Consider the following 21,800-nt stretch of genomic DNA (forward strand, 5'->3'; position numbering starts at 1 on the left):
ATGAATGGTGCTGTTAATCAAAGCCCGGTAATTAGTGCCAAATCCATAATAACCGTTTCGCTGCTATCTATAGCTTATTTATTGCTATCAACCTGGGTAGTAGGTTTTAAATCAGACCAGGTTGTATTGGTGGTTATTTTTAACAGCCTGTTTTACATCTCTGACATCAGCCGCAAGTTTATTATCGGCTTCTCGGTTTTTATAGTTTACTGGATCATTTTTGATTACATGAAAGCTATCCCTAATTATACTATCAGCAACGTACACATTGCCGATCTGTATAATTTTGAAAAGCACTTATTCGGCATTAACTATAAAGGACATTTATTAACGCCTAACGAATATCTAAAAGTCAACGCAACTACGTTTTTAGATGTAATTGCCGGTATATTTTACATCTGCTGGATCCCGGTACCGCTTAGCTTTGCGGCTTATTTGTTTTTCAAGAACAGGCGCGAATTTCTTTCTTTCGCATTGACCTTTTTACTGGTAAATCTGCTCGGCTTTGTAATATATTACTCCTTCCCCGCTGCACCACCATGGTACATCCAGGAACACGGTTTTATTTTCCATCCCAACACTCCTGGCAATACAGGTGGATTAGCCCGGTTTGATGCCTATTTTAACGTGCACGTATTTCAGTCTATTTACCAAAAGGGATCGAATGTTTTCGCGGCAATGCCCTCATTACACTCGGCCTATCCGGTTATAGTTATTTACTACGGCTTAAAAAATCGTTTAGGACTAATAAATATTGTTTTAGTAACTGTTATGGTTGGTATCTGGCTTACGGCAGTTTACACCAGTCACCATTATATTCTTGATGTATTGGCCGGAATCACTACAGCTGTAATAGGTATCAACCTGTTTAATTTCCTGTTCACCAAAGTGCCTGTGCTAACAGAGTTCTTAGATAAATACGAAGCTTTTATCCGTTAGTAAAACAACAGTGTACTGTTTTGTGTACTATGTATTGTATTAATAAATACATTCTGCGGATAGTAGTCATTTTTTTATAACCAATCCCCTATTGGCTTCCTCTATTGTATAACAGGCATACTATTTGAATAGTTTCTTTTAGCTGTTAAAGCGGTTTATATGAAGAAACTTATTTTACTTATCACTATCCTGTTTTACGGCATAAAATCCTTCGCTTTTACATTACCTGCTGATAGCACAGTTAAACAGTCGCAACCTATTGATAGCTTGGTAAAACAATCGCAACCTGTCATGCCCGTATTAGACGGATTACTACTACAAGTACAAGGTGCTATTACCGATTCTGTAAGATCAGGATTATATAATCAGATAGCGCACGAATATTTAAAGTACGATAGCCTTAGTGCTAAAAAAAGAAAACTATATCAAGCACAAGCCTTAAATTATACCTACAAGGCTTTGCATTTATATTCAAGGATGCACGATACACTTGGCTTACGCGATTGCTATAATGGACTTGCCAAAGTCTATAAATCACAAAAAAAGTATCCGCAGGCAAAGTGGTTCATTTTACAATCAAATTCATTATCGCGGGCTAAAAAAGATGTGCCTAACATCATGTCGTCGCTTATAGTACTGGCAAATATCAAAATGGAGATAGAAGACTATACCCTTGCCATGCATGATCTGGATGAGGTGTTGAAGTTATCGAAAGCCAATCATGACCCAAAGGCCGAATCAAATGTGCAGGAAAACTATGCCATGCTCTACTCGCATATGCAAAACTACACCAAGGCTACCCTCGCCCAAAAAAGGCATGACTTTATTGAGGACAGTCTTCTAAAAAAAGAAGAACAAGCCATAGCTAAAACACAGGATACGCTGCAAACAAAAAAAAAGTTTATACAAGTCAGCAGAAAAGTTTACAAAAGCAGCTCTTCCAAAAGGATAGCCTCAATATAATACTGGTTGTTATTGTCGGCCTGATCAGTTTATTGGCCATGGTTAGGTACACCAGGCGCAGGCGTCGCAAAAGACGAAAGCATTAAACTTCATGAATCAATTGCTGTCATAACCAATATGAAGTATTTAATTTTAGGGATAGCGCTAATATTTTTAACCCAAAGCGTACACAGCCAAAACCCCGGCACCAATAAATTCAAAAAAGAGTTTTTACAGGCAATTAACCGCACCCGGCAAAAAGGATGCACTTGCGGTACTACCTATATGCCGCCTGCCCCGCCGCTGGTATGGAACAACCTACTTGAAAAAGCGGCTAAAGGCCATGCGCAGGATATGGCACAAAATCAATACTTCAGCCATGTTAGCCGCGATGGCCGTACTACATTTAATCGTGTTGAAAATGCAGGTTACACACGCACAGGTTATAAAAGCTTTACTGTTGGCGAAAATATTGCGCAGGGCCAACCTACTATTGCCGTGGTACTGCAGGGCTGGTTAAACAGCGAGCGTCATTGCAGAAACCTAATGAACCCCGACTTTAAAGAAGTAGGTATTTGGCTATACGATACCTATTGGGTGCAGGACTTTGGCGGACGTGAAGAATTTTCGCCCGAAATGAAACGCATGATAAAGAGCGGAAAAGTTAAAATAATACATGAAGACCCGCGCGGGCGTTAAGGCCTTGGCCCTCTTTGATGAATGATAAGCCCGTTTAAAAAGTTGCGCAAGATCTGGTCGCCGCAGGGTTTAAAATTAGGGTGATCTTCTGCCCTGAATATGGCACCTAATTCTGTCTTGGTAATCCTGAAATTAGCTAATGCCAAAACTTTCACAATGTCATCATCTGTAAATTTCATGGCTACCCTAAGCTTCTTCATTATGTCATTGTTACTCATAGCATTCTATCTTGATATTTCGATCTTTACTTTTTTATTCTTTATTTTCTTGCCTCTTAAATGGTGTACCACTTTCTCTATCTGCGTACGTTTTACCGCTGCGTATGACGTGTTATCCAAAACTTCTATTAAGCCCAGGTCCTCTTTTGCCAACTGGCCTTTTTTAAGTAATAAGCCTACAACATCCACTTTGTTAACTTTATTTTTTTTGCCTGCGGCGATATACAATGTTGCCCATTGCGTAATTTCAGGTAAAGATAGCTTTTCAGGCAATTCTTCGATCTGCGGATTTTGTTTAATGTAATTCTGCTTTTCGTCTTCGTTCAGGATCAGGTACGCAGTCCCCTTGGCATGCATCCGTGCTGTACGGCCGTTGCGGTGCGTAAAAGCCTCTTCGTTATGTGGTAACTGGTAATGGATAATGAATTCTATCTCAGGAATATCCAAGCCGCGCGATGCCAGGTCGGTGGTGATCAGTAAACGGTGGCTGCCGTTTCTGAATTTAAGCAAGGCCCGCTCACGATCATCCTGCTCCATGCCGCCATGAAATATATCATGGATGATGCCCCTGTTCCAAAGCAGATCGCTTATGCGTTCAACCGCTTCACGATGGTTGCAAAAAACCAGCGTAGTTTTATTACCTATCTTACAGATTAGCGAGAATAAAGCGTCCAGTTTATCGGCAGCTTCGGCTATTACGGCTTTGAGTTGCAAGTCTGGCGTATTGGATTTATTTTTCAGGAAATCCAACTCTATAGGATCAACAACACCCGTAAAGTCAGGTATGTCAGGCATTCGTGTAGCCGAGGTTAAGATTCGCCTGCCTAAATGCTCTAACTGCCGGATAATGATAGTCATATCCGTTTGAAAACCAAACTCTAAAGATTTATCAAATTCGTCAAGCACCAAAGTATGGATAGCCTCCGGGCTAAAGTTCTCATGGCGTAAATGATACGCTATTCGGCCGGGTGTACCAATCAATACAGCAGGCGGCTGCGACAGGTTATTCTTCTCGATTTTAGTAGCGTGGCCACCGTAACAGCAATTCACCTTGAAGCCGCTGCTTATGGTTTTAAATACCTGCTCAATTTGCAGCGCCAACTCTCGCGAGGGCACCATAATAAGCACCTGTACCAGGTTAACATCTGTACGTAACGATTTTAGCACAGGTAATAAAAACCCAAGCGTTTTGCCGGAACCGGTGGGCGACAACAATACCAGGTCACGTTTTGGGTCAGCATTGATTGCCGCGTTTTGCATTTCGTTTAATGCCGTGATCTTTAGATTTTCGAGCGCTTTTTTTATCATCAGGCAAAGATACACTAAGATTTATAGGATTAACGGATTACAGGATCTCGTACTGATCAAAATCCTATCATCTAAACAATTTTATAAATCTTAATTAGTTCTTACCGCCCTTAGCCAATGCCAGCGCTGTAGTGGTGGTATAATACTTGGCTATCATGTTGGGGACTTCCCATTCGGGGATATCGCCTTCGCGCAGGTAGTCCAGGTATTTTTCTGTAACGCGACCAAAATGCGCTTCATGGCCGTCTTTGTATTTATCAGGAATGATAACTTCCCAGCCTTTAGGTTCTTTTTTCAGTGTAACACCGGGATATTTATCCTGTACATCTTCCAATTTTTCCATCAGGTCTTTCTCATAATCAGGACCCGGGTTTACCGGTTCGATGTATAAAACAGGAACATATTTTTCCGCTTCTCCTTGTCTCACATACAGATCAGCCTTAGTACCGTGCAGTACAGAGTTTTGGCTGTCCCCGCTTCCCTGTGGCGCGGCGTAAGCCCATTTTGCGGTCAGTTTAATATTGGTGCCAAACAAGCTATAGTTTACTGATCCGTTTGCATACACCTTTAGCAAAGTGTCTTTCTCAACATATTTTTTTAAAAAATCAGGGAAGCCGTTAGATTGGGTTATGGTGTTAAATTGTTTCAGGGTTATGTAAGAAGGCCATCTTTTGGCGCTGTTAAACTTAATATCCCGCTTATAACTAATTGTTTTATCCGGAAAGCATTCCCATTGTGTCAGATCTACCAGGTGTACGCCAACATCCTGCAAGCCCTCGCCTTGTTGCTTGGTATCAAAAAACCAATCGGGCCTGCTTAATACATTGCCTGATACATATTTATAAAAGTAATGGATACTTTCCATTTCAACAGCGGGCTGTTGCGGCGTTCCTTTTTTAAGCTGACCAAATATCTCGGGGATCATGGCAAACTCACGTTGCAGGGCATTGGTAATTTCATAACGCTCGGTCATGATATCGTATAAGACCAGCTTTCTTTTCGCGGCTTCGACAAACGCGCTTTTAAGCATTTCAAAATGCTCGGCATCAATAGCCATAGGTTTATCACCCAAAACATTAAAACCCGCGTCTATCGATCTTTTAATGTACTCTGTTTTCTTTTGATTATTACCGGCCATCACTACGACGTTCCCTTTTTTCTCGGCTATCATTTTATCAAAAAAATCATTACCGGTATAAACTATTTCAGCCCAGTGTGTAGGATTGTCTTTGCGGAGATTATAGGCATCAATTTTATCAAGGTGCGATTTTACATCCGGCCCTTTAGGGGCATAAACGTAAACATCAGATGCAATATCAGGCAGGTCTGTTTTTTGTACCAGGGCCGCATGGAAATGGCCGGGGTCCAAAGTAATTAACTTTACTTTTTCATTTTCTTTAAGTTGCGCGTTGGCAGAAAACCCAAAAAGAACTGAGCAAATTACAGCGCAGCTACCTACAATATTTTTCATAAAATTTTATAGATTAAAACCATACTCCCTGTATTAAAAAGAAAACACCAATACACGCAAAACCAATACTTACCAGCCACAAGCTTTTACGCTTAACAATAATTGATATGGCGCCTATGGCAATAGAAATTTGAAACAATGTTATGCCACGTGCAAAAACACTGTGTTTGGCAACATGAGTGTTTGATTCTTTTTGAAAATCTTCGGCTTTTTCTTTTATTTCGGCCTGCTCCTTCTTATTTTCCTTAATTTTTTCTTCATCAGCGGCAATTGGTGTTTTGCCCATAGCCAATAATATTTTACCAGTTTGGTTAAGGGTTTCTGATTTGATGCCTTTGGCCTGGTAATATGCCCACTGATCTGACGAGTGGATCTGTGCAAGCATGGCTTCGTCAGCATGTTCGCCGGCCAGTAAGCCTGTTATGGCAGCCAACACGGCAATTAACGCTGTAGACAAGGCTACAAACAACACCCATCTATCTTTTCCTTCTGACAGGATATGATGTGCGTGTTCGTTACTTTGCTCATGAATATGTTCAGCGTAATTTTCTATTTCATCCATTTGTAAATTATATAAGGGTATTTTTTATAAAGGTAAATTTAGCATATTTTACCTGCAACACCGTTGTGTAAAGAATTTACACCGCTTTATTATTATTAGCGCCCGAAGCGTTTTTTATCTGTATAAAACCGGCTATTTCGGCCGCGTCCTGGTGTGTCAGGTCACCCAAACCCGTATACTCCCACTGCTTCATATTATCGTCAAATATAATATCGCCTATGCTGTTACCGTTTTCAGTTAGTTTAAAAATACCTGTTGCACAAAGGTTACTACCGGGTATAAACTGGCTTACCGGGGTGATGGTAATTTTATGCTCGCCGGCATCATTAACAATAGTGTAATATATGGTAGCTGTCATGCAGTAACTACAAAGCAGCATTTACTTTGTTTGCGCTTTTACCAGTCCATTAAAACCATAACCCGGTTAAATTCTTTATGTACCGGCGCTGGTATGATTATGGACTGATGAGTAACCGGGTGGTTAAACATCAGCTTTGAAGCGTGCAGCAGCAATGTGGTCATTTCCCACTTTTCTCTAAACAGTCTGTTTTGTTTATTGCAACCGTGGGTTGTATCGCCAATTATAGGATGGTTAACATGGCTCAAATGTTTCCTGATCTGGTGCATCCGGCCGGTTTCAGGCTTAACATCTATTAATGAGTATCTTGATGTGTCATGTTTACCCAGCGGGACGGCTATCTCCGCGCGGCTTAAAGTTTTGTAAGCAGTAAATGCTTCCTGCAAGGTGCCATTTTCTTTCTTGAGCGGATAGTCAATCTCTTCAACGTCAGGAGTATAGCCACGCACAATAGCTAAATAGTTCTTTTGAACCAGATTATCAGAAAATTGCTGCTGCATGGCTATTTCAACCTGTTTATCCAACGCGAATAGCAATACACCACCGGTGGCCCTGTCTAACCGATGAACCGGGCTAACTTTTAAGCCAACCTGGTCCCTTAACAATTGCAGCGCAAATTCTTCGGCATCGGCAGCTATTGACGAACGGTGTACCAGCAAACCATGCGGCTTGTTAATCGCTATCAGGTGTTCATCACGATAAAGTATATCGAGCATGGATTATCCCAATATCTTACCCAGATCAGCCGGCGAATAATTGATCGATTTTAAAGTTTTATTATCCTGTGTTCTGTAAACCAGGAATAACCCGTCAATTTCTTTATGATAAGATTCTGTATTGTCTTTTCCTTTATAGTGCGCTATGGTGTCGTTTGCTTCTTCGACATTTTTGCACGCTTTGCTCATATTTGAGCGGTGTACTTCATCAAAAAGCTCTTTAAATTTCTCGCCCAGACCAAACTCTAAAACAGCGCCCGACAATACATATTGAAGATCGCAAAGTGCATCGGCAATTTCAACCATATTGTTATCATCAATAGCCTGTTGCAATTCTTTCAGCTCTTCGGCTAAAAGCTCAACGCGCAGCTTGCAGCGCTCCGGAGACGGGATGGTTGGCTCCGGTAATATAGGATGTTTAAATGTGGTATGAAACTCGGCTACCTGGTTTAATGAATTTAAATCTTTGATCATGACGTAATTAATGGTTAAACGGACTTACACAATTTGGTAATGCCGGCAGATTGCTAAGTTATAAATAACCTTATACTTGTCAATGATAGTTAATAAATTCACGGAACGTAAACTGCGCCTTTTTTGTAGTTACTGCTATATGCCGTTTTAATATTAAAATATTCGTCACGGGCATCAGTAAGTGTTAAATATTATAATCAGAGTTCCATACCCCAACAGCAAAAACTCGATATGGCGCGGGGTGATGGCTAAAAATAGAGGTATTATCTACGGTTTGCTTTTGCTCAGAACAGGCAAAAAGCAACAAACAAAAAACTAAGGGGAGTTTTTTCATGTACTATTAGCAAAGAATTAAAAATCAATAATTTAAATCCTCCGAATATAATAACAATTGCATATTAAATCAATATTATTACTACAAATTGATTAAAATTTATATTATTTAATTATTGTAACCAATGCTATATTTTCATTATCTATTATTTAAATATTTTCAATAAACATATCCTTACATTAAAAATCTATCAATTTAATACTTCAACGGAATAACAAATTTATTATTTCATAAAAAAACGTTACTTAACTGGTGGAATGTACACCAGTTAAGTAACGTTAAAAAAATATTTTTATAATATTATAATTCTCTAACCCAAATGTTGCGATAGCTTATCGGCTCGCTATGGTCGCCATGGGCTTGCAATTTTATTGGCGCAGGTCCATGTTTTGCATTATTATATGATGCTTTACCAATATATTGAGTTGGCCCTAATAACGAAACATCGTTTTGTACCAGTACGCCATTATGAAATACTGTAGCTTTTGCCGGAGTTTTAACTGTACCATTCTCATTAAAGGTTGGGGCGGTCCATATAACATCATAGCTTTGCCATTCGCCCGGTGCTTTGCTGGCGTTAACCAATGGTATAAATTGCTTGTAAATACTGCCTGCCTGACCGTTTACATAGGTTTTGTTATTGTATGAATCAAGTACCTGTAGTTCATAACCGGCATCGCCTTTACCTAACGATGCCAAGAATACACCGCTGTTGCCGCGTGCCTGGCCGCTGCCCGTAATATTTGACGGTATACGCCATTCTATATGTAACTGATAGCTTGAAAATGATTTTACAGTTTCAATATTTCCGCTGTGTTTGTTAACTGTCAATATCCCGTCGGCAACATTCCATTCAGCCGGTTTACCACGGTCGTCGGTCATTGTCCATTCATTCAGGCTTTTGCCGTCAAATAACACTACAGCGTCTGAAGGTGCATCGCTATTGGTTTTTCCCGGTGTTACCACCTTTGGCACAGGTTCATAAAATTCTGTATCTTCCGGCTTTTGTGCATAGGCCGATAATGTACCTGCAGCAAGCATTACCGACAGTAATAATGTTTGTTTTCTGTTCATAATTTAAAGAGATGTTTGTTCATCAAACATAACAAAAAAAATCATCCCATATAATTAAGATGATAATGTGTTCAAAATATCAGAAATGTATACTAATTTCAGGTCACCAGGCGAGTATTAAACAATACAACAGCATCTATGCCGCCCGCACAACATGTAAGTTTAAAACTTTGAGGTGTTTTGGTGTATCAAAATAATGGCTTTTATTGCTTTCAGTAAATCCTGTGCCATTGTTTTTATCATTTAAATGAGTAACCATGCATACAATTACAACAGCAATAACTAATAGTACATTGATCTTGATCTTTCTTAATCGTTGTTCATTATTAACATAATTATCAGAGGATTTCATAGGTTCAGGTAAAAGTTTTGTTTTCATATCCAGATATTATAATATCTTAAACTTAATATTATTTCATAAGCAATAATTAAGCCAGTATTATAATTTCTCGGCGCAAATATAATTATTTTAGTAGACGATAATATGACTTAAGATTATATTTAGAATAAATTAAGCACCTTATTTTCACCTCCCCAAATAAAAAGTAATCCTATTACATTCGCTCAGGTACCACTATACCTAACAATGCCATGCCTTTGTTGATCACCTTTGCTGATGCTAAAGAAAGCTGCAACCTGAATTGTTTAACCAATTCGTCTTCGGCTTGCAGGATAGAGTGCTCGTGGTAAAATTTATTGTATGCCTTGGCCAGTTCATATACATAATTAGCTATAGCACCGGGGTTAAAACCAGTGGCGGCCTGTTTAATTACATCCGTAAATTGCGTTAAAATAACAATCAGATCGCACTCTGCGGATGCAAGTTCTGTAGGCTCTGCTTCTACATTAGTAATATTAGCCCGGCTCAATACAGATTTTATCCGTGCATGGGTATATTGTATAAATGGCCCGGTATGCCCTTGGAAATCAACCGACTCGTTAGGGTCAAACAGCAACCGTTTTTTAGGATCAACCTTTAACAAGAAATACTTTAACGCGCCCATACCTATTGTATGGTATAGCTCTGTTTTCTCTTCTTCGCTAAAGTCGTTTATCTTTCCTAATTCTTCAGTTACCTTTTTGGCGGTACTTTCCATTTCAGCTATCAGGTCGTCGGCATCAACTACTGTTCCTTCGCGCGACTTCATTTTACCTGAAGGCAAGTCGACCATCCCATATGATAAATGAAACAAGCCCTTAGCCCAGCTTTTACCCAGTTTCTGCAAGATCAGGAACAGTACTTTAAAGTGATAATCCTGCTCGTTGCCCACTACGTAGATAGACTCGTCCATCTTAAAATCGTCATACTTTAACCGGGCGGTACCCATGTCTTGGGTGATATATACTGAAGTACCGTCGGCACGTAATACCAGTTTCTGATCAAGGCCGTCTTCAGTCAAATCGATCCAGACAGATCCATCATCCTTTTTAAAGAAAACACCGCTTGCCAAACCCTCTTCAACAATATCTTTACCTAATAAATATGTATTGCTTTCATAATAATATTTATCAAAAGCCACACCCAGCTTTTCATAAGTTTTGGCAAAACCTTCGTATACCCAACCATTCATGGTTTGCCAAAGGTCAATCACTTTATCATCGCCCGCCTCCCATTGTAACAACATTTCCTGCGCCTGTTTAATTAGTGGCGCATTCTTTTTTGCTTCTTCCTCTGTTTGGCCGACTGCCTTTAGTTCTTCTATTTGTTTTTTATATTCTTTATCAAAAATCACATAGTACTTCCCTACCAGGTGATCACCTTTTTCACCTGTCGACTCAGGCGTTTCGCCATTACCCCACTTCTGCCAGGCCAGCATTGATTTACAAATGTGGATACCCCTATCGTTCACTAAATTAGCTTTGATCACTTCATACCCCGCGGCGGTTAGGATCTGTGCTACTGAAAAACCCAGCAGGTTATTACGCACATGGCCCAAATGCAACGGTTTGTTGGTGTTTGGCGACGAATACTCCACCATCACCTTTTTACCGTTTGGTTTAAAAATGCCAAAATCATCGGCATTGACCGTTTGATATAGTTGCGTGATCCAATAAGCGTTGGATATGGAAATATTTAAAAATCCTTTTATTACGTTAAATGCCGATACATCTGCCAGTTCGTTTTTCAGGTACTCTCCTATTTCGTTGCCTGTTTGTTCGGGCGATTTACGCGAAAATTTGGTAAACGGAAAAGTAACTATGGTAACCTGGCCCTCAAACTCTTTACGGGTTTCCTGCAGGCTTACGTCGGCAGGTGTTATATCTGTTTGATATAATTGTTTAACGGCTTTAACGGTGACATCAATAATAAAATTCATGCGGCAAAATTAACAAAACCCCTCTAAATCTCCCCAAGGGAGAGACTTAATTAATATTACTTTTAATTACCACTTCAATAACACAGTAAAGTCCTCCCCCTCGGGGAGGATTTAGGAGGGGTATATCAAATTTTCTCGATAGCTTTGTGTTGCTAAATAACATCTATGATATTACCCGATAGCGATTTCAAATTAAATGTAAGTTCAGAAATTGGCGACCTGCGCGCGCTGCTTATCCATAGTCCTGACAACGGGCTGGGCCGTGTCGTCCCTTCAAAAGCGCAGGATTGGCTGTTTGAAGATATTGTGCACCTGGACAGCATGCGCAAAAATGAATATGACTACTACATTAAACTACTACTGTACTTTCTTGATCCTGCCAAAATAAAGGGCAAGCTAAAAGAGATTGATGCCCGTGAAAACAACCGCGACTTCTTCAAACCCGACAATAAAAACTTTTACGCCTCTGATAAAGTAATTGAGATCCAAACCCTGCTGGCAGATATTTTGGCCGATGAGGATATTCGGAATAAGCTTACGGCTTCTGTATGTGCCATTGAAAGCTGCAACTATCGCCTACAGCAAAACCTAACAGATACCGATCCGGTTGAGCTGGCTAAGATCTTTATATCGGGCTCATTAAACACCAATGAAATGATCTTCGCGCCTATCCCCAACCTGATATTTTCGCGGGATATTGGTATTGCTATTAACAACTTTATGCTTTTAAATAAGCCCGCTAAAAAGGCGCGTTCGCGCGAGACTTTGCTGGCGCGATATATCTTTTTTAACCATCCGCTGTTTGAAGGTTACCGCGACAATATCCTGGAGATACCCGAAACCGTACAGCATTTTTTACGCCCCGGCGAAGACCTTGACGAAAAAACCACACTTGAAGGCGGCGACGTAATGATGATCAGCCCCGGCCACTTAATTATTGGCTGCAGCGAACGGACATCGGCCAGTGGTGCTAACGAGGCGATAAAACTATTGTTTGCCAATAATGTGGTGGATAAGATAACGGTAGTAAAAATTCCATACCGACGTGATTATATGCACATTGATACTGTATTTACCCAGGTTAAACGTAATGTGTGGGTGCTGTTGCATTCGCTAGCCGTCACCCAAAACCCGGTTGAGGATAGCGAACCCATTGCCTGGCTGGCCGATAAAAAAACAAAGGACAAGGACCGCACGGATATCTTGCAGTTTGAAAAAGGTAAAAAGAAACCGCGCACCTTTAGCTGTATTGAAGATCTGTTAAATGACATCAGCCAAAACGATCTGCAAAGCACAGAGCCAACCAAATTTATTTACTCAGGCAATGACACTTTCCCCTATGATGCCCGTGAGCAGTGGACCGACTCCTGCAACCTGCTGGCTATAAAAGAAGGTGTGGTTTTAGGCTATGACCGTAACGATAAAACCATAGAGGCCTTTAAAAAGAATGGTTTCCATGTAGTAAAAGTTAAGGACCTGCTAAAGAAGTTTGAAAACGACGAGGCCGATCCGCAATTGCTGAAAGATACGCTGATCCTGATGCCATCTGCCGAACTTTCAAGGGCACGCGGCGGGTTTCACTGTATGAGTATGCCATTGCAAAGGGATAATTTATAGTCATTGGTTATCGTGTCATTAGTCATTGCAAATTTCAATACTTAATGATAACTATAATGACCAATGACGCAAAGCAAATGACTAATGACGCGAAGCAAATGATTAATAACCAATCCACCTCAAACCTGTTAATGATACGCCCGGTAAGTTTTGGCTTTAACGAGCAGACTGCCGAAAGCAATGCATTCCAAACTCGTGGTGCCGATCAGCAAAAGGTGCAGGCCAACGCGCTTGCAGAATTTGACGGACTGGTAAAAGTTTTGACAGATAACGGCGTAAATGTGACCGTGATTAACGATACGATGCAACCGCATACCCCCGACTCTATTTTCCCAAACAACTGGATATCTTTTCACGCCGGCGGCGATGTATTTTTATACCCCATGCAAGCCGTTAACCGCAGGCTGGAACGCCGTGAAGATATCGTCAAAATATTAGCTACTCAATTTAATATTAAACACGTTATTGACCTGAGCCGTTTTGAGCATGAAGACAGGTTTTTAGAAGGTACAGGCAGTATGGTACTTGACCGCGAAAATAAAATAGCCTACGCCTGCCTTTCGCCCCGTACCGACAGAAACGCACTGGCAACTTTTTGCCGGCAAGCAGGTTATAAAGCGGTTAGTTTCCACGCCTTTGACGAAAACGGCCTGGCCATTTACCACACCAACGTATTAATGTGCATTGGGAGCCAGTTTGCTACTATTTGTTTAGATAGTATAACTGATACTAATGAAAAACAATTAGTTATAAATTCATTAAAAGCCACTAACAAAGAGATCATCGAGATATCTTTTGACCAGATGAACCACTTTGCGGGGAATATGCTTGAGATAAAAAACGTGAATGAAGATACCCTCATCGTCATGTCGAAGAGCGCTTATAACTCATTAACCACGCATCAAATAAGCGCCTTATCCAAATACGGAAAATTGATCTATGCTGATATTAGTACCATTGAAACCAACGGTGGCGGCAGCGCGAGGTGTATGATTGCCGAGGTGCATTTACCCGTTTTAGTCCGTGGCCGATAGTCCATAGACCATGGTAAAATAGGCACCAAATCAAATGACTAATGACAGAATGACCAATGACACATAATAATTACATTTCAACTATAAAATTTCCATTAATAAATAGCCGTTAATTCCGTTAAAAAATTACATTTTTGCCAAAAATTTTATAAATGCAGAGTTACCAGGAATTTCTTGACTTGAGCGTTGGCTTTCCGCAGGAAGGCTACGAGATCATCGACGATGAATTATACTTCCATGATCTTAATTTAATGGAGATGATCGAAACGTATGGCACTCCCCTGCGTTTTACCTATCTGCCTATGGTCACTAAAAAGATCCAGCAGGCAAAATTGCTGTTTCAGCAGGCTATCATAAAAAACAACTATCGCGGCAGCTATAAATATTGCTATTGCACCAAAAGCTCGCACTTTAAACATATTGTTGAAGAAGCTTTAAGAAACGATATCCACCTGGAAACATCATCAGCTTTTGATATGCCGATGATTGACGCGCTTGAAAAGAAAGGCGTTATTACCAAGGAGATGACCGTTATCTGTAATGGCTTTAAAACTTTTCAGTACAAGCAATATATTATCGACATGCTGCATGATGGCTTTAAAAACATCATACCTGTATTGGATAATAAGGAAGAGTTTAACCTGTACGACGACGAGGTAGAACTGACCACCCCGTGCAACCTGGGTATCCGGATAGCCGCGGAAGAGCAGCCGGATTCGCAGTTCTATACTTCGCGCTTAGGCATCCGTATGGAGGATATCATCGATTTTTATTATAATAAGATCGAGCAAAATCCTAATTTCCAGGTTAAGCTGCTGCATTTCTTCATCAATTCAGGTATTTCTGATACGCCATATTACTGGAACGAGTTAGAGAAATACGTTACGCTGTACTGCAAGTTCAAGAAGATCAACCCCGCGTTAGATACACTGGATATCGGCGGTGGTATGCCATTTAAAGATTCGCTGGTATTTGATTTTGATTATGAGTACATGATCAACGAGATCGTGAGCCGGATAAAAGAAATCTGCGCCGAAAACGATACTATAGAGCCGGATATCATTACCGAATTTGGTAAATACACCTGCGCTGAAGCATCGGGCATCTTATACAAAGTATTGGGCCGTAAACAGCAAAACGACCGTGAGCGCTGGCTGATGCTGGATGGCTCATTTATTACCAACCTGCCTGACGTTTGGGCCTTGAACCAAAAGTACGTCCTGCTGCCTATAAACAACTGGGACTCTGAATACGAACGTGTTAACCTTGGCGGCATTACTTGTGACGGCCAGGATTATTATAACCAGGAAGCACACATGAACAGTGTGTTTATGCCAAAAACCCGTAAGGTGCAATACCTGGGCTTTTTTAATACCGGTGCCTACCAGGAAGTATTGAGCGGCTACGGTGGTATCCACCACTGCCTGTTGCCATCGCCTAAACACGTTATCATCCGCCGTAACCGCGACGAGACTTTTAATTTTGAGGTGTTTGGCGAAGAACAAAACAGTAAACAGGTATTGAAGATATTAGGCTACACAACCTAATATCTTTACTAAATATATTTAGCCCGGTAGCAAAACTACCGGGCTTTTTGTTTAATCTCCAATTTTTTCAACATCATCTATTTCTTCATCATATACCTTTTTTAAACTTTGCTGATAAGCGTAATAATCAGTTGGCAGTACTTTCACGTATTCGGGCTTATCGCTAATGTTTACCGTTTTTTTCTTGCCGCAATTTGGGCAGGTATAAACTTTTACGTATTCGTGAATATCAAAATGAACGGCAGGATATTTATGGCGGCAAAAAAATTGCGCAATGCGTTTTATCATAAGTAGTCACCGGCGTGTGATATCGCCGTATAACTAATACATCGTGCCGAAAAAATAAAACGTTGGGTATACCACCGCTCATTTATTGGTTAAAAGACCAATAAATGAGCGGTGGTTATTTGTTTGATTTAGCTACAAAACTTCTTAATACGCGTTGTTATTAACATATAACGGTATCCTATACACCCTGTGCCAGCCCCAGCCGTTAGAATTATTTACGCTTGCCTGGAACACCACTTTCTTAGTGGCATAGTCAACCTCTACAATTTTACCGCCGGATCCATTCTTGTTTTGCACATTAAACCCGGGCGAGAAAAGTATGTGGTTTGAACCCGGTAGATAAAATACTGAAGAGACTATTGCCGAATAGGTTTCTATCCCGCGTTCCTTTCCATACTCCCACACTTGCTGAATAGTCATATTGGCTTTGTTGATCTTATATTCTACCGCACGGCTATAGTTAGGTAGTGATCCGTCAAAGTTTCTTGTCGTGCCGTTATCAAATAGTAACAGATCGCCGCTTGGCAAAATTGTCGGGCAATGCTGGTAATAATTCCATTCAAAATCCGGGCTGTTCTTATTGCCGCTTAAAATATCCGCATTTGTAATTTTATTGCCCGATGCGTCAAGTGGTGTAAGCAGATAATTATTCAGATCTTCGCCGCGTTGGTTTTTACCCCAGCCCTTATGCGGGCCAATTATCCATTGTACATGATTATCATAGCTTAACTTGAACACGCCCTGAACACGGCCCGATATGATGATGGTATTGTCTGACGGATCATAAATTACAGCGTTAACATGAATCCAGTCTTGCGGGTCATTATTAAGTGTTTGCCGATATTCGTTTAATGATTCAAGCAGGTTCCATTCATTTACTATATTACCGCTTGTCCTGTCAATTTCTAAAATATGATCTTCAATAGTTGGCGAACCATCAGCATGCGTGCTGCCATCTTTGTTAACCGTGATCAGGAAGTTACCATCGGGCTTTTCATAAACATTATGGTGAAAAGAATAACCGGGGAACGACCACGAATGAATTATTTTGCCCATCATATCTACCTCATAGATCTTACCTGATGATGAATCGGCAAAGTAAAGATCACCGTTCTTTAGCCTTGCGATACCACAATCATAAAACAGGTTCTTTAAATTATCATTCTTTGAAAAATCAAGGCACCAGCGGATCCTGCCATAACTATCCATTATATAAGGTGTTTGCGGTGGGTTTGGCAAACCGCTGAAACTGCTCACCAGGTTAAAGCCCGGCTCCATGTTTGCCCTATCGGCAACATCAATTGTCATAGAGGTCGGCGTGTTCACCGGTAAAGCGGCAGTTCTGATATGCAGCTTAGCTTCGGCTAATACATTTCCCTGGCTATCTTTAAATGATAGGTCTATGATGTTATCCCAATTGGCATATAAGCCTAATACCGGGATATTATGTGTCAATCCAACATCAGAAAATTCCTGTGTAATTTCAGAACCTAATCCATCACGTCCCTCCACTTCAATTTTTGTATGGCCGGGCACTGTGGTTGTATACGAGATAATAGCCGATAATGGCGCATTGCCGGATGGATTAAGCTTAATAGATTCGGCCGGGATATTAAGCACCACATGCGGCAAGGTTTTGGTAGTGTCGGTAGTTGTGCTTGTAGGTTTAGTGGCAGTTTTATCTTTTTTACAGGCAACAGCAAAAAGCACCACAAATAATAGTAGTAAAATTCTTTTCATACTTAAGTTTAAATTAAAAGGGGGCAGCAAGCAGGTTTATAGACGCTTAGCTATCAGACAAATGTAATAAATATTTATATTTTGTAACATAAAATTTACATAGACTATATATTTACAAACATTGGCAACGATTGCGTTAATTTTCCTTACTGATAACTATCATCGTCGTTTAAAAACTCTTAATATCGTTTAATCAATTAAATTGGACATTCTTTACTGAATACCTTAACCTGCTATTTGATAACAAGCAAACCTAATTACTATGAAAAAAAGTGTCGTGATTCTCCTTGCTTTAACAATTTGTTCATCCATAGCTTGCTCGCAGCAAAAAAATAAGACAAATGCTACATCTAAAGATAAAACGCCGTGCATGGATGTGCTTAACCTGTTTACAGCCGCTAATGTGCCCGCTATGGCTTCCGAAGAAGAATTGGCACCACTATCAGTTCGACAGAGGAAACCCCGGCAAACCTGCCCGGAAACGGTTTGGCCCAACACCCAATGCTGTATGTAGGCGAAAATTGTGACCGAATGTTCCTGATTAAAGACGGCAAGGTTATCTGGACTTATAATACAGGCAAAGGTCCTGAGTTTGATGATGTGTGGATGCTATCAAACGGTAATATTTTATTTAGCCGAATGAAATATGTCGCGCTGATAACGCCGGATAAAAAAGTGCTTTGGAAAATGGATTTTAAAGTACCGCAAGGCGCAGACCATACCGAAGTGCATACCTGCCAGCCAATTGGTTTGGACAAAGTAATGTTTGTGGTAAACGGCCTGCCCGCAAAACTCTGTGTAGTAAACTACAAAACAGGTAAAGTTGAGGTTGAGCACGAACTGCCGTTTAACAAACAACCGGATCAACAAGGGATCCACGGTCAATTTCGCCGTGCCCGTGTTACCGTGCAGGGTACTTACCTGGTATCCTACCTGAGCGACGGCCGTATAGTTGAATATGATAACGATTTTAAACCCATCTGGAGCTACGATACGCCAAAGCCATGGGCCGCAATAAGGTTAAAAAATGGCAACACGCTGATTACAGACGAACAAGATTGGCTGACCCGCGAGGTTAACAGCAAGAAGGAAACCGTATGGGAATTTAATTGCAAAACCGATCTGCCTGCCGAATACCAATTTACATCAGCGCCACAAACCTGCACCAGGCTGGCAAACGGCAATACCATCTTCACCTCGCGCGGGCAAAACGGAAAAGGCCCGCAAATGATCGAAGTAAATAAAAACAAAAAAGTGGTTTGGGTACTGCATGACTGGCAAACCGTAGGCGACGGTACTGCCGTACAAATTTTAGATGATCCGGGCATTCCGGAAATTCCGGGTCAGTCTGAACATTAGGCATATTTTACAGCAAGTTAAGGATGCTTTACCATACTTTTTTTCAAAGTTCAGCTTAATGACATACACTACAAACTATTGAATTGTAGTGTATTATAAAATAAACAGACATAATTGGTGGCGCTATTTTGTCAGCAATTTTGTTTCATTTTGTTTCATCGATTTTTATCAAAGTATTTATTTCCAATAAATTAACTAAAAATCTTGTTTCATTTGTTTCATCTGTTTCACACTCGAGTGAAACAAAACACATACTGACCCGACCCGCTTTCATCTGTCAACATCTTGTCAGTTGTCCTATTTAATTGCCGCGTTTACAAACCCAATCATTATATTGGCTGTATTTATATTGCTACCCGCATGCTTGAACAGTACGACCTGAGTAATTTACTGGTATTGGATATTGAAACCGTGCCCCAATACAGCACGCACGACGAATTGCCTGATCATTTTAAAAAGCTTTGGGACCTCAAGACCCAACGTATCCGCAAGGATGAAACCGCCGAAGATTTCTATGAAAGCGCCGGCATCTGGGCCGAGTTTGGCAAGATCATCTGTATATCGGTAGGCATATTTACCGGTGGTGCAGAGCGTGGCTTACGGATCAAATCATTCGCCGGGCATGATGAAAAGAACCTGTTAGAGCGATTCTCGGCCATGCTGAACGGCCAGCCGCCAAGTTTGATATTAGTGGCACATAACGGCAAAGAGTTTGACTTTCCGTATATCTGCCGCCGGATGCTGATACATGGACTCCCCTTGCCCAAACAATTGGATATAGCAGGCAAAAAGCCCTGGGAGATAGGCCATCTGGACACTATGGAATTATGGAAGTTTGGTGATTATAAAAGTTATACCTCATTGAACCTACTTACCGCCATATTTAACATCCCTACCCCAAAAGATGATATTGACGGCAGTATGGTTGGTGGCATATACTGGAACGAGAACCAGTTAGAGCGCATCTGCACCTATTGCCAGAAAGACGTGGTAGCTACCGCGCAATTGCTTAGGCGCTACCGCGGCGAAGCATTGATACCCGATGAAAATATCACCATAGTAGCATAATATGCTGACCGTAAATGACCTTTCTATCAAATTTAAAACAGCAAACGGTTTGTTTGACGCGGTTAAGGGCATCTCATTCAGCCTCGGCAAAGGCGAAACCATTGGCATAGTCGGCGAATCAGGTTCTGGTAAATCGGTCACCTCGCTGGCTTTGATGTGCTTATTGGACAAGAGTAACTCAACTATATCGGGTAAGGTGATGCTGGATGATATCAGTATTTTTGATCTGCATGAAGACGAAATGCGGGCAGTACGCGGTAACCGCATGGCTATGATCTTCCAAGAACCAATGACCTCGTTAAACCCGGTGCTTACCTGCGGTTTCCAGGTTATGGAAGCCATACAGCTGCATTTAGGCTTAAGCAAAGCTGATGCAAGAGCGCTTACCATACAGCTATTTAAGGAAGTGCAACTCCCGCGCCCCGAGGCGATATTTGACAGCTACCCGCACCAGTTATCAGGCGGGCAAAAACAGCGGGTAATGATCGCCATGGCACTTTCCTGCGATCCTGACATATTGATCGCCGACGAACCCACCACCGCCCTTGATGTCACCGTGCAAAAGACCATCATCGATCTGCTGATAAAGCTAAAGGAGGAACGCGGTATGAGTTTGATCTTCATATCGCATGATCTTGGCGTTGTCAACCAGATTGCCGATCGTGTGCTGGTGATGTACAAAGGGCAAATAGTTGAGCAGGCACCTACAAAGACTATATTTAAAGACCCGCAACATTCCTATACCAAGGGCCTACTGGCGTGCCGGCCATCGGTAAAATACCACCTTAAACGACTGCCGGCAATTGCCGACTTTATGAATAATGATGCCAGCATCGGTAATATCCGCGAAGCGTATAACTATCCTAAAAAAGAAATAACCGAGCGTAAAGAAAAGCTATATAGCCAACAACCTTTGGTACAGGTAAAAGATCTGAGCACCTGGTTTCCTGTTAGTTCAGGCATTTTTGGTCAATCAAAAAAGATGGTGAAAGCAGTTAATGGAGTAAGTTTTGATGTTTACCCCAGCGAAACGCTGGGCCTAGTTGGCGAATCGGGTTGCGGTAAAACCACTTTAGGCCGAAGCATTTTGAGGTTGATTGAACCAACAGCCGGCAGTATCAACTTTGAAGGGAACGATCTGCGCAGCTTAAACAAAACCGACCTGCGTAATATCCGGAGTAATATCCAGATCATTTTTCAGGACCCTTACTCGTCACTTAATCCCGGGCTCACCATCGGCGAATCCATCATGGAGCCGTTACAGGTTCATAACCTCTACAACAACAATACCCAACGCAAGCAAAAAGTGCTTGAACTGCTGGACCGTGTTAACTTATTGCCCGAGCATTTTAACCGCTATCCGCACGAGTTTTCGGGCGGGCAGCGACAACGCATAGTTATTGCCCGCGCGCTTGCCCTGCAACCTAAATTCATTATATGTGATGAATCGGTTTCGGCACTTGATGTATCGGTACAGGCACAGGTATTGAACCTTATCCGTGATTTGCAACAGGAATTTAACCTGACGTACATCTTCATCTCGCACGACTTGTCGGTTATCAAACATATATCAGACCGTATGATGGTAATGAACAAAGGCGAGATAGTTGAGATTGGCGATCCTGATGATATTTATAATTATCCGAAGGAAGAATACACAAAGAGGCTGATTGGCGCAATACCGGGGTTTTGAAATGCTATTCACAATTATGACCCTGTAATTTCATAACTCGC

At 41.2% G+C, this 21,800-nt stretch carries 22 protein-coding genes; 10 read left to right on the forward strand and 12 right to left on the reverse strand.

Annotated elements, in window-relative coordinates; genetic code table 11:
* The 3 genes from FO440_RS16300 to FO440_RS16310 all read left to right on the forward strand — a co-directional run bounded on the left by FO440_RS16300 (position 1) and on the right by FO440_RS16310 (position 2,580).
* On the forward strand, positions 1-939 hold the full coding sequence (locus FO440_RS16300; RefSeq protein ID WP_144249349.1) for a phosphatase PAP2 family protein: 939 nt from the start codon (positions 1-3) through the stop codon (positions 937-939).
* Positions 940-1,098: 159 nt separating this feature from the next.
* Entirely contained in the window at positions 1,099-1,902 is an 804-nt protein-coding gene (locus FO440_RS16305) for a hypothetical protein (RefSeq protein WP_144249350.1), read from the forward strand.
* A gap of 117 nt (positions 1,903-2,019) precedes the next feature.
* Positions 2,020-2,580, forward strand: coding sequence for a CAP domain-containing protein (locus tag FO440_RS16310; protein WP_144249351.1), 561 nt, complete (start codon positions 2,020-2,022; stop codon positions 2,578-2,580).
* Here the strand turns inward: FO440_RS16310 and FO440_RS16315 are convergent.
* The 10 genes from FO440_RS16315 to argS all read right to left on the reverse strand — a co-directional run bounded on the left by FO440_RS16315 (position 2,577) and on the right by argS (position 11,413).
* Positions 2,577-2,780 (reverse strand): DUF1456 family protein, encoded by a 204-nt coding sequence (locus FO440_RS16315; RefSeq protein WP_246104247.1) that lies wholly within the window; start codon positions 2,778-2,780, stop codon positions 2,577-2,579. The genes FO440_RS16310 and FO440_RS16315 overlap by 4 nt on opposite strands.
* 24 nt (positions 2,781-2,804) lie before the next feature.
* Positions 2,805-4,106, reverse strand: coding sequence for a DEAD/DEAH box helicase (locus FO440_RS16320; protein WP_144249353.1), 1,302 nt, complete (start codon positions 4,104-4,106; stop codon positions 2,805-2,807).
* Positions 4,107-4,200: 94 nt separating this feature from the next.
* A complete protein-coding gene (locus FO440_RS16325) occupies positions 4,201-5,577 on the reverse strand; it encodes a putative oxidoreductase C-terminal domain-containing protein (RefSeq protein ID WP_144249354.1) in 1,377 nt (458 codons plus the stop codon).
* A 13-nt stretch (positions 5,578-5,590) separates the two neighbouring features.
* Complete coding sequence (locus FO440_RS16330; protein WP_144249355.1) at positions 5,591-6,139, reverse strand: DUF4337 family protein; 549 nt, start codon at positions 6,137-6,139, stop codon at positions 5,591-5,593.
* Between the two features lie 76 nt (positions 6,140-6,215).
* A complete protein-coding gene (locus FO440_RS16335; protein WP_144249356.1) occupies positions 6,216-6,497 on the reverse strand; it encodes a hypothetical protein in 282 nt (93 codons plus the stop codon).
* Between the two features lie 38 nt (positions 6,498-6,535).
* Positions 6,536-7,213, reverse strand: coding sequence for a pseudouridine synthase (locus FO440_RS16340; RefSeq protein ID WP_144249357.1), 678 nt, complete (start codon positions 7,211-7,213; stop codon positions 6,536-6,538).
* 3 nt (positions 7,214-7,216) lie between these two features.
* Positions 7,217-7,687, reverse strand: coding sequence for a nucleoside triphosphate pyrophosphohydrolase family protein (locus FO440_RS16345; protein WP_246104248.1), 471 nt, complete (start codon positions 7,685-7,687; stop codon positions 7,217-7,219).
* Positions 7,688-8,321: 634 nt separating this feature from the next.
* Positions 8,322-9,095 (reverse strand): 3-keto-disaccharide hydrolase, encoded by a 774-nt coding sequence (locus FO440_RS16350; RefSeq protein ID WP_144249358.1) that lies wholly within the window; start codon positions 9,093-9,095, stop codon positions 8,322-8,324.
* A 136-nt stretch (positions 9,096-9,231) separates the two neighbouring features.
* Positions 9,232-9,474: a hypothetical protein gene (locus FO440_RS16355; RefSeq protein WP_144249359.1), complete on the reverse strand. Its 243-nt coding sequence runs from the start codon at positions 9,472-9,474 to the stop codon at positions 9,232-9,234.
* Between the two features lie 175 nt (positions 9,475-9,649).
* A complete protein-coding gene (gene argS, locus FO440_RS16360; protein ID WP_144249360.1) occupies positions 9,650-11,413 on the reverse strand; it encodes an arginine--tRNA ligase in 1,764 nt (587 codons plus the stop codon).
* A gap of 165 nt (positions 11,414-11,578) precedes the next feature.
* Between argS and FO440_RS16365 the strand changes: the two genes are divergently transcribed.
* The 3 genes from FO440_RS16365 (at position 11,579) to FO440_RS16375 (ending at position 15,611) form a co-directional block, all read left to right on the forward strand.
* A complete protein-coding gene (locus FO440_RS16365; protein ID WP_144249361.1) occupies positions 11,579-13,030 on the forward strand; it encodes an arginine deiminase family protein in 1,452 nt (483 codons plus the stop codon).
* Positions 13,031-13,074: 44 nt separating this feature from the next.
* Entirely contained in the window at positions 13,075-14,064 is a 990-nt protein-coding gene (gene ctlX / locus FO440_RS16370) for a citrulline utilization hydrolase CtlX (protein ID WP_246104249.1), read from the forward strand.
* A gap of 152 nt (positions 14,065-14,216) precedes the next feature.
* Positions 14,217-15,611, forward strand: coding sequence for an arginine decarboxylase (locus FO440_RS16375; RefSeq protein WP_144249362.1), 1,395 nt, complete (start codon positions 14,217-14,219; stop codon positions 15,609-15,611).
* Between the two features lie 51 nt (positions 15,612-15,662).
* Here FO440_RS16375 and FO440_RS16380 read toward each other — a convergent pair whose 3' ends face one another.
* Together FO440_RS16380 and FO440_RS16385 are read right to left on the reverse strand one after the other, a co-directional pair.
* Positions 15,663-15,899 carry a hypothetical protein gene (locus tag FO440_RS16380; RefSeq protein ID WP_144249363.1) on the reverse strand — a complete coding sequence of 79 codons (237 nt, stop codon included), beginning with the start codon at positions 15,897-15,899 and terminating at the stop codon, positions 15,663-15,665.
* Between the two features lie 144 nt (positions 15,900-16,043).
* Entirely contained in the window at positions 16,044-17,639 is a 1,596-nt protein-coding gene (locus FO440_RS16385; protein WP_144249364.1) for an aryl-sulfate sulfotransferase, read from the reverse strand.
* Between the two features lie 262 nt (positions 17,640-17,901).
* Here FO440_RS16385 and FO440_RS16390 point away from each other — a divergent pair, with 262 nt between their 5' ends.
* The 4 genes from FO440_RS16390 to FO440_RS16405 all read left to right on the forward strand — a co-directional run bounded on the left by FO440_RS16390 (position 17,902) and on the right by FO440_RS16405 (position 21,759).
* Positions 17,902-18,153 carry a hypothetical protein gene (locus FO440_RS16390; RefSeq protein WP_144249365.1) on the forward strand — a complete coding sequence of 84 codons (252 nt, stop codon included), beginning with the start codon at positions 17,902-17,904 and terminating at the stop codon, positions 18,151-18,153.
* 17 nt (positions 18,154-18,170) lie between these two features.
* Positions 18,171-18,998 carry a beta-propeller domain-containing protein gene (locus tag FO440_RS16395; protein WP_186292705.1) on the forward strand — a complete coding sequence of 276 codons (828 nt, stop codon included), beginning with the start codon at positions 18,171-18,173 and terminating at the stop codon, positions 18,996-18,998.
* Between the two features lie 360 nt (positions 18,999-19,358).
* A complete protein-coding gene (locus FO440_RS16400) occupies positions 19,359-20,066 on the forward strand; it encodes a 3'-5' exonuclease (protein WP_144249367.1) in 708 nt (235 codons plus the stop codon).
* A gap of 1 nt (position 20,067) precedes the next feature.
* The gene (locus FO440_RS16405; protein WP_144249368.1) at positions 20,068-21,759 is read left to right on the forward strand and encodes an ABC transporter ATP-binding protein; all 1,692 of its coding nucleotides are present in this window, start codon (positions 20,068-20,070) and stop codon (positions 21,757-21,759) included.
* The last annotated feature ends 41 nt before the right edge of the window (positions 21,760-21,800 follow it).

This window comes from Mucilaginibacter corticis (assembly GCF_007558865.1).
GTDB lineage: Bacteria > Bacteroidota > Bacteroidia > Sphingobacteriales > Sphingobacteriaceae > Mucilaginibacter > Mucilaginibacter corticis.

Coding starts and splice junctions, on each gene's coding strand:
- FO440_RS16305 (WP_144249350.1), top strand. CDS start 1,099: ATGAAGAAACTTATTTTACTTATCACTATCCTGTTTTACGGCATAAAA.
- FO440_RS16310 (WP_144249351.1), top strand. CDS start 2,020: ATGAAGTATTTAATTTTAGGGATAGCGCTAATATTTTTAACCCAAAGC.
- FO440_RS16395 (WP_186292705.1), top strand. CDS start 18,171: ATGTTCCTGATTAAAGACGGCAAGGTTATCTGGACTTATAATACAGGC.
- ctlX (WP_246104249.1), top strand. CDS start 13,075: ATGATAACTATAATGACCAATGACGCAAAGCAAATGACTAATGACGCG.
- FO440_RS16300 (WP_144249349.1), top strand. CDS start 1: ATGAATGGTGCTGTTAATCAAAGCCCGGTAATTAGTGCCAAATCCATA.
- FO440_RS16335 (WP_144249356.1), bottom strand. CDS start 6,497: ATGACAGCTACCATATATTACACTATTGTTAATGATGCCGGCGAGCAT.
- FO440_RS16325 (WP_144249354.1), bottom strand. CDS start 5,577: ATGAAAAATATTGTAGGTAGCTGCGCTGTAATTTGCTCAGTTCTTTTT.
- FO440_RS16350 (WP_144249358.1), bottom strand. CDS start 9,095: ATGAACAGAAAACAAACATTATTACTGTCGGTAATGCTTGCTGCAGGT.
- argS (WP_144249360.1), bottom strand. CDS start 11,413: ATGAATTTTATTATTGATGTCACCGTTAAAGCCGTTAAACAATTATAT.
- FO440_RS16330 (WP_144249355.1), bottom strand. CDS start 6,139: ATGGATGAAATAGAAAATTACGCTGAACATATTCATGAGCAAAGTAAC.
- FO440_RS16380 (WP_144249363.1), bottom strand. CDS start 15,899: ATGATAAAACGCATTGCGCAATTTTTTTGCCGCCATAAATATCCTGCC.
- FO440_RS16355 (WP_144249359.1), bottom strand. CDS start 9,474: ATGAAAACAAAACTTTTACCTGAACCTATGAAATCCTCTGATAATTAT.
- FO440_RS16320 (WP_144249353.1), bottom strand. CDS start 4,106: ATGATAAAAAAAGCGCTCGAAAATCTAAAGATCACGGCATTAAACGAA.
- FO440_RS16400 (WP_144249367.1), top strand. CDS start 19,359: ATGCTTGAACAGTACGACCTGAGTAATTTACTGGTATTGGATATTGAA.
- FO440_RS16345 (WP_246104248.1), bottom strand. CDS start 7,687: ATGATCAAAGATTTAAATTCATTAAACCAGGTAGCCGAGTTTCATACC.
- FO440_RS16315 (WP_246104247.1), bottom strand. CDS start 2,780: ATGAAGAAGCTTAGGGTAGCCATGAAATTTACAGATGATGACATTGTG.
- FO440_RS16390 (WP_144249365.1), top strand. CDS start 17,902: ATGAAAAAAAGTGTCGTGATTCTCCTTGCTTTAACAATTTGTTCATCC.
- FO440_RS16405 (WP_144249368.1), top strand. CDS start 20,068: ATGCTGACCGTAAATGACCTTTCTATCAAATTTAAAACAGCAAACGGT.
- FO440_RS16340 (WP_144249357.1), bottom strand. CDS start 7,213: ATGCTCGATATACTTTATCGTGATGAACACCTGATAGCGATTAACAAG.
- FO440_RS16385 (WP_144249364.1), bottom strand. CDS start 17,639: ATGAAAAGAATTTTACTACTATTATTTGTGGTGCTTTTTGCTGTTGCC.
- FO440_RS16365 (WP_144249361.1), top strand. CDS start 11,579: ATGATATTACCCGATAGCGATTTCAAATTAAATGTAAGTTCAGAAATT.
- FO440_RS16375 (WP_144249362.1), top strand. CDS start 14,217: ATGCAGAGTTACCAGGAATTTCTTGACTTGAGCGTTGGCTTTCCGCAG.